The organism is Nocardioides sp. LHD-245 (assembly GCF_030929495.1).
Taxonomy (GTDB): domain Bacteria; phylum Actinomycetota; class Actinomycetes; order Propionibacteriales; family Nocardioidaceae; genus Nocardioides.
This window is the reverse complement of the sequence record NZ_JAVFWN010000004.1, coordinates 337940-348754: the sequence shown is the minus strand read 5'-3', so window position 1 is coordinate 348754 and position 10815 is coordinate 337940. Positions and strand designations below refer to the sequence as shown.

Below are 10815 nucleotides of genomic sequence, written 5' to 3'. Positions count from 1 at the left end.
TGGGTGAGGCGGCCGATGGTGACCGGGCCGTGGCCCTCGAGTCGGGCGATGGGTGAGTCGGCGTACAGGTGCAGGTAGACCTTGGCCCGTACCTTGACCGGACCCACGTCCTCACCGAGATCAGGATGGGTGGTCGGGTTCATGAGCAGGGCCGCGGCGGCGACGCGGCGGTCGTTCACGCTCGCGTCGGGCAGCCGCTCCTTCAACCTGTCGGCGACCGCGGTGACCGCGGCGTCGATCCCGGCGATGGTGACCGCGTCGGCCCTGATCAAGAACGTGGCCATGCCGTGTTGGTTGACCCGGCTCATCCGGGCACACCGCTCCTTCGCGGCGACCTCCTCTCGCTCGCGGGCGAGTTCGGGGGCCGCGGCGGCGACCTTGCCCGCGACCAGGGTCTCGAACCGGGACCACGCCAGACGCCCGTCCGCGACCTCGTGCACCTCACCATCGACCCACGCCGCCTCCTCCCGGGTCAGGTCGCGGGTCGCGTCGGCGACATGCCGGGCATGCGGAACCCGGACGGTGCCGGCCTCGATCCCGGCCCACAGTTGGGGGAGGCGCAACTGGAGGTCGACCGCGTCGGCGATCAACCTGCGTGCGCCGTAGGGGCTGGTCTGGACCCGGGCGCCGAAGACGGTCGCGGCGTGCTCGGTGACCGGCGGGGTCCCGACCCCACCAGCCCGTTTGGCCCGGGCACGGCCGCGGCGATCCGACGCCGGGAGTCGGTCGGGGTGGTGCAGCACCGCCCACTGGTACGCCGCCCGCAGGATGTCCCGCTCGGCCTCCAGGCGGGCGGCATGACGACGCTCGACGAAGTCGAGCACCCCCACCACCGACAGGTCCTCCAGACCCGTCACCGCCTCTTCACTGACCATGCCGACACCCCATCAAAGCGGTACGACACAACCCCACTCCCGCCGGACACGCCAGGCCGCGACCCGCGATCGGGGGCCCGCCTAGGCGGGGCCGTCCCCGGCACCGATGTGCTGGGCGAGGTACTGCTGAGCGCCGACGCGGCTGATCGCGTCGACCTGGCTCTCGAACCAGTCGGCGTGCTTCTCCTCGTCGCGGACCATCTCCTCGAAGACCGCGGCGGTCCCGTGATCCCCGAGCTGGTGGCACTCCTCCGCCGCCGCGTTGAACTGCGCGACCGCGGCGCGCTCGCTGGCCAAGGCGAGGTCGAGCATCTCCTCGGCCGTCTCCCCCACCTGGATGGCGCCCAGCCGCTGGACGTTGGGGTGCCCGTCGAACATCAGGATCCGGTTGATCAGGTCGTCGGCGTCGCGCATCTCGTCGATGGAGAGGTCGTAGAACACCTTCCCGAGCTTCGGCAGACCCCAGTTGTCGAGCATCCGGGCATGCAGGAAGTAGGTGTTGGTGACCGTGAGCTCGAACGTGAGTGCCTCGTTGAGGAGCTCGACGACGCGCGGATCGACTGGCTGCATGACACACCTCCGGCTGGGGAACCTGCCGCCGATGCTGGCACACGCCACCCGGGATGAGGACAGACTCAGTTGGCCGGCCGGAGTCGGGCCCGGACCGCGGAGTCCGTCGATCAGCTCGCCGCGCCGTCCGCCTGGAGGTGGGCGCACTCGCGCTCGTGGTGCTGCTGCACCAGCGCCTTCACCGAGAAGATGCAGGACCCGCAGTTCTGGGCCGCGCCCGTCGACCGGCACACCGCGCCGACCGACAGCGCCCCCTCAGCCAGGGCAGCATCGACGTCACGGTCCGTGACGACGCGGCACTGGCAGACGATCATGACTGTAGGTTAGCCGAACCTAAGTCCAGCGGGAAAGCGGCATCTCACGCCGAGCTCGCGACCGCAGCGCGATCGGCCGCCGGCGTCCGTCTCGGCCTCGACGAGCGCGGCCCGCTCCCCGCCGATCGGTTGTTATAACAACATGATCTAATGACACGATGGGTACGAACGCGCCCCTCTACGCACAGGTCGAGCAGTCGCTCGTCGCACGACTCGGTGTGAGCCTCCACCCCGGTGATCGGCTCCCCACCGAGGACGAGCTGATCGACGAGTTCGGGGTCAGCCGGATCACCGTGCGCCGGGCGGTCCAGAACCTCGTGGCGCGCAATCTCGTCGTCACCCGCCGGGGGCAGGGCAGCTTCGTCGCCGTCCCGAGCTTCACGCAGTCCCTCACCGCACTGACCGGCTTCGTCGAGGACATGGACGCGCACGGACTCCCGTCGCGCGCACGCGTGCTTCGCGTCGAGGAGATCGCCGCGCCACCCGACGTCCGGGCGGCGCTGGACCTGCCGCTCGGGGCGAGGGTCACTCGCATCCAGCGCGTGCGCCTGGCCGTCGGGCACCCGGTGTCCTTCGACGACACCTATCTGCCCACCGACCTCGGCCGGCTCGTCGCACAGGACGACCTGGAGAACGAGCAGATCTTCACCCTGCTGGAGTCGCGCCACGGTACGCCGCTGACCGAGGCCTCCTACGCGATGCGGGCCAGCACTGCCGACGCCGTCCTCGCCGACGCGTTGGAGGTCGCCGAGGGAAGTGCCATCTTCCGCATCGAACGGACGTCGTACACGTCGGGCTTGCGGCCGGTCGACTATGAGGTCCTGCACTACCGCGGCGACGCCATCACCTTCACCACCCGCCTGCCTCGGGCTCGGACACCGGGACAGGAGCAGTGAGTCTCGGGCTCTTCTCGATCCTGTTCGCCGGCTCGCTCGCGGCCGGCGCGCTCGGGGGCGCCCTCGGCATGGCCGGCGGCATCTTCGTGGTCCCGCTGCTGACCCTGGTGGCCGGCGCGTCCTTCCCCGACGCGGTCGCCGTGAGCCTCGTCTCGGTCGTGGCCTGCTCCTGCGCCAGCGCCCCTCAGTTCCTCACGGCGGGCCTGACGAACCTGCGTCTGGCCGTCGTCCTCGAGGTGGCGACCGCCTTCGGGGCGTTGGTCGGCGTGCTCGTCGTCGGCGCCATCCCCCGCCCTGTGCTGTACGGGATCTTCGCGGTCGTCCTCCTCGTCTCCGCGCTGCAGATGGCGGCCGGCCGCAACGACCGCGGCCCCCGGCACCCGCCTCGGCAACGGCCCCGGTTGAGCGGTGCGTTCGTCGATCACACCGGACGCACCGTCACCTATCAGGTGGTCCGGCTGCCCTGGGGCGTCGCATTGATGTTCGCCGCCGGATCGCTCTCGGCGCTGCTCGGGATCGGCAGCGGCGTCCTCAAGATCCCGGCGATGGACGCCGCCATGAGACTGCCCATCAAAGCCTCGTCGGCCACCGCGAACCTGATGATCGGCGTCACCGCGTGCGGCGCGGCGGCCGCCTACTTGCTCTCCGGCAGACTCGACCTCGACCTGTCGGCACCGGTCGTCCTCGGCTCACTCGCCGGATCGGTGCTCGGAGCCAGGTTCCTCGTCCGCACCGCCGCGCGGTGGCTGCGCGCCGTGTTCACGACCGTGCTGCTGGTCGTCGCCGTGCCCATGGCGGCGAACGCATTCGGCCTGCACTGGGGAGTCTCGGCATGACCTCGGCTGCGGCGTCCGCCGCCGCGGACCAGGCCCTGGCCGGCCGGATCGCCACTCTGATGCGCGTCGGCACTGCTGGCGCCTCGGCGCTCCTCGTCGCCGGCGCCTGCCTCCGCCCCGCGGGAGCGACCGGTATCGCGACGGTCCTCCTCGGCAGCGGATGCGGTCTCCTGGTCCTGCTGCCGGTGCTCAGGCTGGTGCTGATGGCGGGCCACTTCGCCCGCCTCGCCGAGAGGTCCTACGCGACGATCAGCCTCGTCGTCCTCGCCCTGGTGATCGCAGCAGTCGTCGTCGGAGTCATGGCCTGAACAGACAGCCGCGCCTACAGATCCGCTACGACGCGGCACTCAACCGTCGGGGCCATCAGCGAGTCCGGGCTCAGCGACTCGCCGAACTGCACCGTGGTACCAGGTGGAATGGGGTCGGTGATCGTAGACGAGGAACCGCCGACGATCTTGTCGCCCTGCAGGTAGATGCAGTCCCACTCCGGGAGTTCAACGACGACCTCGGTGAGGTTCTTGACCTGGGCGGTCAGTTCGTTGCCGTACTCGCCCTTGTTGATCTTCCCACCGACGAAATCGAGGATCGCGCCTTCGCCGCCGAAGGCTCCCCGAGGTCCTTCGTCCTTGACGAACTCACCGACGACCTGGACCTGCAACTCGGCCGGCACCTCGGGTGCCTCGAAGCCGATCTGGAGAGGAGCAACTGGCACGGTCTCGCCCGGAGCCACGTAGTAGACGGTCTCCGACGTCGTGTCCAGGACGTCGCCGTTGGAGCCGACGAGGTTGAACAGCACCTGTACGTCGTAGGCGGCCAGATCCCTGTTGGGATTGGTCAGTCGAGCGCCGGCGGACGTGTACCGGGTGCCGATGGAGTCCTCACCCGTCGTGAAGCCGCTGGTGACGACGAAGTCCTCGGCCTCCGCAGCGGCGCTGGCGTCTTCCTTCGACGAGGAGTCACCGGAACCTCCGTCGGTTCCGATCACGCGCGAGCCTTCCCCGTCACCTGAGGAGCATCCGACGAGGGCACTGCTGAGAGCGGCGGCGAGCAGCCAGGTCAAAGAAGTGTGAACACGCATGCGCGGCACCGTATTGCACCCACGGGGCCAGCGTGGCCGGAAATCGACAGTCGGAACCGAGCTCACACGTTGAAGCGGAACTCCACCACGTCCCCATCGGCCATGACGTAGTCCTTGCCCTCCATCCGGACCTTGCCGGCCTCCTTGGCCTTGGCCATGGACCCGGCGGTGACCAGGTCGTCGAAGGAGACGACCTCGGCCTTGATGAAGCCCTTCTGGAAGTCGGTGTGGATGACGCCGGCGGCCTCGGGGGCGGTGGCGCCCTTGGCGATCGTCCAGGCGCGCGACTCCTTGGGGCCGGCGGTGAGGTAGGTCTGCAGGCCGAGGGTGTCGAAGCCGACACGGGCCAGCACCTCCAGCCCGGGCTCGGTGACACCGGCCTCGGCGAGGAACTCGGCGGCCTCCTCGTCGTCGAGCTCGATCAGCTCCGACTCGAACTTCGCGTCGAGGAAGATCGCCTCGGCGGGGGCGACGAGCTCGCGCATCTTCGCCTTGAGGGCGTCGTCCTGGAGCTCGTCGGCGTCGCAGTTGAAGACGTAGATGAACGGCTTGGCGGTCAGCAGCGAGAGCTCGCGCAGCAGGGCGCGGTCGATGGAGGTGGCGATGATCGGCGTACCCGCCTCGAGCGCTTCCTTCGCCTCGCGAGCAGCCTCCAGGTTGGCGGCGAGCTCCTTGACCTTGCGCGCCTCCTTCTCCAGCCGTACGACGGACTTCTCCACCGTCTCGAGGTCCGCCAGGATCAGCTCGGTCTGGATGGTGGAGATGTCGTTGCCGGGGTTGACCTCGCCGTCGACGTGGGTCACGTCCTCGTCGCGGAAGACGCGGGTCACCTGGCAGATGGCCGCGGACTCGCGGATGTGGGCGAGGAACTTGTTGCCGAGGCCCTCGCCCTGCGAGGCGCCGCGGACGATGCCGGCGATGTCGACGAACTCGACGGTCGCGGGCAGCTGTCGCTCGGAGCCGAAGATCTCGGCGAGCCTGCCGAGCCGCGGGTCGGGCACGCCCACCACGCCCACATTGGGCTCGATGGTGGCGAACGGGTAGTTCGCCGCGAGGACGTCGTTCTTGGTCAGCGCGTTGAAGAGCGTCGACTTGCCCGCGTTGGGGAGACCGACGATGCCGATGGTGAGTGCCACGGGGGGCGATTCTATGGCCGCGCGGCCCGGCCACTCGCATCGCCGCAACAGCGGCATGGGCGGCGGCGTGGGCGGGGCGTCCCCCGAGCGAGAGCCCCGTCCACGCCGCCGCGCCGGTCAGGAGCCGTAGAGAGCCCGGGCCCCCGCCGCGTCGGACGCCTGGAACTCCAGGTCGGCCGAGCTCCCGTTGCACTGCGGGTAGTGCATGATCGACGACGCGTCGTACGGCGTCAGCGGCCGCCAGTTGTTGTCCTCGAAGCAGGTGCCCGACTCCGGGCGGGTGTGCTCGTGCCGGAAGCCGAGGGTGTGGCCGAGCTCGTGGCCGAGGATGTCGCCCGGCTCCCAGGTGCCCGAGCTCCAGATCGAGTCGTCGACGAGCACGTTGCGCTGCCGCTTGGCGGTGCTGGGGAAGAAGGCCCGCGCGATGTACTGCGAGGTGCTGACCGGCTCGACCGAGAACAGCACGTTGTTGTTGCGGACGTTGCAGCTGGCGTCCTGGGCGGGGACGTAGGCGAAGTCGATCCGCGACGTCGCGGCCTCCCAGAGCCCGGCGCCGGCGCTCATCGCGGCCACGATGTCCGCGTGGCGGGTGCCGAACCGTGTGCTGACGCAGTAGGTCAGGTTGACGGCCTGGGCGGCGCTCCACCTGTCGTCGCGACCGCCCACCGTGTTGACGACCAGACCGTTGTCCTTGGTCCTGGTGCCGACCATGCGGTCGTAGAACCTGCGGAGCTCGGCCCGGGTGCTGACAGCCTCGTCACCGTTGACGACATAGGCACCGTCGACGTCGACGTACGTCGAGGACTCGAACTCACGGAACGTCGGCACGTCCGCGGTGCTGTTGGCACCTGCGGACGCCGACACCGCCGCGCCGGCGAAGGCAGCGACGAGGCACGCGACTCCGGCGGAGATCTTGTGGACCCGAGAAGACAACATGCAAGAACCTTTCGATGGAAGGGGTGCTTCGCGCACATCGAAACGCCGCCGCCCCACCGCCGACAAGAGATCTTGCGGCTCAGAAAGGAGCAGGGTCGGAGGCTGCACGAATGTGAGCCACGGACCCCCGTGCCCGCCGAGCCTCAACGCTCGAAGCGGTCCGACAGCGCGTAGCGCAGCAGCGCCACGTCGCCGATGGCACGACTCTCGACCAGCTCCGCCCGGCGCTCGGCGCACCAGGGGAAGGCGCCGTCGCCGACGAACCGGCGCGCGCGGGAGTCTCCGACGAAGAAGGGCGCCACGACGAGGTGCAGCTCGTCGGCGACCCCCGCGATCAGGAACTGGGTGTGCACGGACCCACCGCCCTCGACCATCAGCCGCCGTACGCCGCGCGCGCCGAGGTCCGCGGCCAGCGCGTCCATGCGCACCTCGCCGCCCAGGGCGACCACCTTGGCCAGTGGACCGATCCGGCGCTCGAGCTCGGGCACCGTCGGGTCCGGGCAGTAGACCAGCTTCTCGCCGTCGCCGTGGGTGAAGAACCGCGCCCGGGGGTCGAGGTCGCCCCGCGATGTCAAGGTCACCTTGACCGGACCCTCCGGCCGGCCCTGCTTCACCCGGCGCCGGCGGCGCTCGGCTGAGCGGATCTGCAGTCGCGGGTCGTCGTTGCGGACCGTGGCGGCGCCCACCAGGATCGCGTCGCAGCCCGCACGCACCGCGTCGACGCGGTCGAAGTCCGCGTCGTTCGACAGCAGCAGCCGTTCCTCGCCGGCGCTGTCGAGGTAGCCGTCGAGCGAGATGCTGCAGCTCAGGAGGACGTAGGGCCGATCGCCCATGCGGACCCTCCCTTCCCCGCCCCGGCCGACGGTGTGAGCGACGGTGCGGCCGACGTCGGCCGCGTGCGGAGCACCAGGATGCCCGGCAGCGTGGCGACGAGCGACATGACGCCGTAGACGACCGCCACCTCGACGCCCGTGGCCGCGCCGAGCCCGGCGGCGGCGAAGGCCCCGGCGGCCGCACCCTCGCGGGGACCCCAGCCGGCGATGCCGACCGGGATCGCCGAGGCCAGGAGGACCACGAGAGCCAGTGCCAGCAGCCGCGGCGTCGACAGGTCCACCCCCGCGGTGCGGGCCGCGACCAGGAACACCACGACATGGCCGCCGGCCGCGACCGCCGAGAGCAGCAGTACCCGCGGCCACACCCCGCCGAGAGCGGCGACGGCCTCGCGCCGGGCCACCGCGACGACCACCGCGGCCACCACCAGGACGGCGGCGAGCACCCCCGCCGCCCAGCCCCGGAGCACGCCGGGCAGCAGGGGGACGACGCCCACGGCCAGCCCGGCCTGCACCACCTGGCCGCTCCCCCGGTCCCAGGCGACCGAGCGCAGGCCGAGCCCGAGTGCCGCGGTGTCCCGGCCGTGCCGGTAGCCGCGGTGCAGGTCGCCCAGGACGCCGCCGGGGAGGGTGGCGTTGAGGAGCTGGGCGCGATAGCAGGTCCGGTACGCCGCCCCGAACGAGATCCCGACGCCGAGCCCGTGAGCGATCAGGCTCCACCGGCGCGCACAGCAGGCGGTCGTCACGGCCGTGACGGCCAGCGCGGCCAGGAGACCACGGGGGTCGGTGTGGCGCAGCCCGTCGAGGAAGGGCTCGGCGCCCAGCCGGGCCGCGAGGACCGCCAGGATCACCGCGGCAGCGAACAGCCGGAGGCGCGCCCGGAGCGCGGCCCGGCCGGTGGTCCCGTCGATGGCGGCCTCCTCTCGCTAGCCCTCGCTGCTGCCTACGGCGCGGGGAGCGATCCGGTTCAGTACGGCGGCCACCTCCGCCGCGGTGCGCTCCCAGGTGCCCAGGCCCGCGCTGCGGGAGGCGGCCGCACGTCGCCACCGCTCGCGCAGCGCGGGGTCGCGGAGCCAGGCCCGCAGCGCCTCCGCGAGCGCGGCCGGGTCGCCGGTCGGCACGAGAGCTCCCGGCAGCGTCCCGTCACCGGCCGCCCCCAGCGCCTCGGGATGGCCGCCGACATCGGTCGCGATCGCCGGCAGCCCGCGGGCCAGGCCCTCGGCGAGCGCCATGCCGTACGACTCGCGGTGCGAGGGTGCGAGGACGAGGTCGCTCACCGAGCGGAGCTCGTCGAGGCCGGCCGGCGGCAGCGGACCGACGAGCTCGATCCGGTCGGCGAGGCCGAGCCGCCGGACGCGGTCGCGCAGCCCCGCGGCGTACGACGGCGCCACGTCGAGCGCCCCGACGCACCGACACGTCCAGGCGAGGTCGCGGACCTCGGCGAGCGCGACGAGCAGGTCGTCGTACCCCTTGGCGGGGGTGAGAGGCCCGACGCAGAGCAGGTCACTCCCGGACGCCGACCCCGCGACGAGCGGACCCGGGTCGACGCCCGGCGCCGCCACGTGCACCCGCCCGGGGGTGACCGGAAGCCGGTCGAGCACCCAGCGGCGCGCCCACCCGCTCGTCGTCACGACGGCGGCGACGGCGCCCAGCACCGCCGGCTCCGCCGGCCCGGATCCCGGCATGTGCAGCAGCACCGCCACCCGGAGCCGGCCGCTCTCCGCGACCAGGACGCCGGTGGTCGACGCGACCAGCCCGTCGACGAGGACCACCGCTGCGTCGGGAAGTCCCGCGAGCACGCGGGCGAGGCCGTCGACGCCGACCCGGTGCTCGCGCACCGGCCGGCCCGGCGCCCCCAGCGCTGCGGCCAACCGACGGTCGTAGACGTTGCCCCCGCTCGGTCGCCGCGGGTCGTCGATGCCGTCGGGCACCACGAGGTGGACCGTCACAGTGCCCGCTCGTAGCTCGCTCGCGCGATGTGTGACTCGTGCAGCGTCACCTCGATCCCCGTCAGGCTCCGCCCGCCCGGCCCGAGATCGCCGGCGTGGGCGCGCTCCGCGAGCCGGTCCGCGACCCAGCGGGCGAGCACCTCGGTCGAGCTGTTCGGTCCGGCCACGCCCACCTCGTCGCGCATCGTGTCGTCGTCGAGGTTGCGGTAGTGCAGGCGGCCGAGGACCTCACGCACGACCTCGGTGGCGCGGCCGATGTCGACCAGGATCCCGTCGGCGTCGAGGTCCGGTCCGGCGAAGGTCGCGTCGACGACGTAGGTCGCGCCGTGCAGGCGCTGGGCCGGTCCGAACACCTCCCCCCGCAGGCTGTGGGCGATCATGATGTGGTCGCGGACGGTCACCTTGAACATCACGGCTCCTGATAGTCGATCGAGTGGCACAGGCCCGGCAGTTCCCCGGCAGCGATCCGCGCCATCACCTCGGGCAACTCGTCGAACGGCGAGCAGCCGGTGAGCAGGACGTCGAAGGCCGGGTCCCGGAGCAGGTCCAACGCGAGCAGGAGCCGGTCGCGGTGGCCGCGCGAGCCGCGCCGCGCGGGCGCGACCGCGCCGACCTGGCTGCTGCGCAGGGTGAGCCGGGAGGAGTGGAAGGCCTCGCCGAGCGGCAGGCTGACCGCCCGGTCGCCGTACCAGGACAGGTCGAGGACGGTGCCCTCCGGCGCCACCAGCTCGAGCGCCCGGCGCAGCCCCACCTCGGTCGCGCTGGTGTGCACGACCAGGTCGCTGCGGCCCGGGTCGGTCTCCGGCCCCGCGAAGCCGACCCCCAGCGCCGCCGCGACCTCCGCGCGGCCGAGGTCGGTGTCGACGAGGGTCACGCGCACCCCGGGCACGCCCACCGCCAGCCGGGCGACACAGCAGCCGACCGCACCCGCGCCGACCACGGTGACGTGGTCGCCGAGCAGCGGCGGCGCGTCCCACAGCGCGTTGACGGCGGTCTCGACCGTGCCGGCCAGCACCGCGCGCGCGACCGGCACGCCCGCCGGCACCGGGACCACGGCAGCGGCCGGCACGACGTACGCCGTCTGGTGGGGGTGCAGGCAGAAGACGGTGCGCCCCACGAGCTCCGCCGGGCCGTGTTCGACGACGCCGACGCTGAGGTAGCCGTACTTCACGGGCCCGGGGAAGTCGCCCTCCTGGAAGGGCGCCCGCATGGCGGCGTACTGGCTGGGCGGCACCCGGCCGCCGAGGACCAGCGACTCGGTGCCGCGGCTGATGCCCGAGCGCAGGGCCCGGACCAGCACCTCGCCGGCCCGCGGCTCGGGGAGCGGGACCGTCCTGATCCCGCCCCGCCCCGGGGCGTCGATCCAGTACGCACGGGCCTCCTCGACCACCGCGG

Annotated in this window: 14 protein-coding genes; 3 read left to right on the top strand and 11 right to left on the bottom strand. The window is 72.2% G+C overall.

Annotation, left to right across the window (positions count from 1 at the left end):
* From RB608_RS09065 to RB608_RS09055, 3 genes are all read right to left on the bottom strand, one after another.
* Nucleotides 1-875 (bottom strand): DUF222 domain-containing protein (locus RB608_RS09065; protein ID WP_308087484.1); only part of this gene is annotated, 875 nt, incomplete at its 3' end.
* A gap of 81 nt (nucleotides 876-956) precedes the next feature.
* Nucleotides 957-1445 (bottom strand): bacterioferritin, encoded by a 489-nt coding sequence (bfr, locus tag RB608_RS09060; RefSeq protein ID WP_308087483.1) that lies wholly within the window; start codon nucleotides 1443-1445, stop codon nucleotides 957-959.
* Between the two features lie 110 nt (nucleotides 1446-1555).
* Nucleotides 1556-1759 carry a (2Fe-2S)-binding protein gene (locus RB608_RS09055; RefSeq protein WP_308087482.1) on the bottom strand — a complete coding sequence of 68 codons (204 nt, stop codon included), beginning with the start codon at nucleotides 1757-1759 and terminating at the stop codon, nucleotides 1556-1558.
* A 158-nt stretch (nucleotides 1760-1917) separates the two neighbouring features.
* Between RB608_RS09055 and RB608_RS09050 the strand changes: the two genes are divergently transcribed.
* From RB608_RS09050 to RB608_RS09040, 3 genes are read left to right on the top strand one after another with little or no spacing between them, the layout of a single operon-like run.
* Nucleotides 1918-2655 (top strand): GntR family transcriptional regulator, encoded by a 738-nt coding sequence (locus RB608_RS09050; protein WP_308087481.1) that lies wholly within the window; start codon nucleotides 1918-1920, stop codon nucleotides 2653-2655.
* Nucleotides 2652-3491 (top strand): sulfite exporter TauE/SafE family protein, encoded by an 840-nt coding sequence (locus RB608_RS09045; RefSeq protein ID WP_308087480.1) that lies wholly within the window; start codon nucleotides 2652-2654, stop codon nucleotides 3489-3491. Before RB608_RS09050 ends, RB608_RS09045 begins: the two co-directional genes overlap by 4 nt.
* On the top strand, nucleotides 3488-3799 hold the full coding sequence (locus RB608_RS09040) for a hypothetical protein (protein ID WP_308087478.1): 312 nt from the start codon (nucleotides 3488-3490) through the stop codon (nucleotides 3797-3799). The genes RB608_RS09045 and RB608_RS09040 overlap by 4 nt, the downstream gene beginning before the upstream one ends.
* A 14-nt stretch (nucleotides 3800-3813) precedes the next feature.
* Here RB608_RS09040 and RB608_RS09035 read toward each other — a convergent pair whose 3' ends face one another.
* The 8 genes from RB608_RS09035 to RB608_RS09000 form a co-directional block, all read right to left on the bottom strand.
* Nucleotides 3814-4578 carry a hypothetical protein gene (locus tag RB608_RS09035; protein WP_308087477.1) on the bottom strand — a complete coding sequence of 255 codons (765 nt, stop codon included), beginning with the start codon at nucleotides 4576-4578 and terminating at the stop codon, nucleotides 3814-3816.
* A gap of 53 nt (nucleotides 4579-4631) precedes the next feature.
* Entirely contained in the window at nucleotides 4632-5705 is a 1074-nt protein-coding gene (ychF, locus tag RB608_RS09030; protein WP_308087475.1) for a redox-regulated ATPase YchF, read from the bottom strand.
* Between the two features lie 117 nt (nucleotides 5706-5822).
* Nucleotides 5823-6641 (bottom strand): M57 family metalloprotease, encoded by an 819-nt coding sequence (locus tag RB608_RS09025; protein ID WP_308087474.1) that lies wholly within the window; start codon nucleotides 6639-6641, stop codon nucleotides 5823-5825.
* 143 nt (nucleotides 6642-6784) lie between these two features.
* Nucleotides 6785-7474, bottom strand: coding sequence for a dihydrofolate reductase family protein (locus RB608_RS09020; protein WP_308087473.1), 690 nt, complete (start codon nucleotides 7472-7474; stop codon nucleotides 6785-6787).
* On the bottom strand, nucleotides 7447-8337 hold the full coding sequence (locus RB608_RS09015; protein ID WP_308087489.1) for a lysylphosphatidylglycerol synthase domain-containing protein: 891 nt from the start codon (nucleotides 8335-8337) through the stop codon (nucleotides 7447-7449). Before RB608_RS09015 ends, RB608_RS09020 begins: the two co-directional genes overlap by 28 nt.
* 60 nt (nucleotides 8338-8397) lie before the next feature.
* Nucleotides 8398-9420, bottom strand: a complete 1023-nt coding sequence (locus RB608_RS09010; protein ID WP_308087471.1) for a glycosyltransferase family 4 protein — start codon at nucleotides 9418-9420, stop codon at nucleotides 8398-8400.
* Nucleotides 9417-9830 (bottom strand): 6-carboxytetrahydropterin synthase, encoded by a 414-nt coding sequence (locus RB608_RS09005; RefSeq protein ID WP_308087469.1) that lies wholly within the window; start codon nucleotides 9828-9830, stop codon nucleotides 9417-9419. The genes RB608_RS09010 and RB608_RS09005 overlap by 4 nt, the downstream gene beginning before the upstream one ends.
* Nucleotides 9830-10810 carry a zinc-binding alcohol dehydrogenase gene (locus tag RB608_RS09000; RefSeq protein WP_308087468.1) on the bottom strand — a complete coding sequence of 327 codons (981 nt, stop codon included), beginning with the start codon at nucleotides 10808-10810 and terminating at the stop codon, nucleotides 9830-9832. Before RB608_RS09000 ends, RB608_RS09005 begins: the two co-directional genes overlap by 1 nt.
* Nucleotides 10811-10815 lie beyond the last annotated feature (5 nt).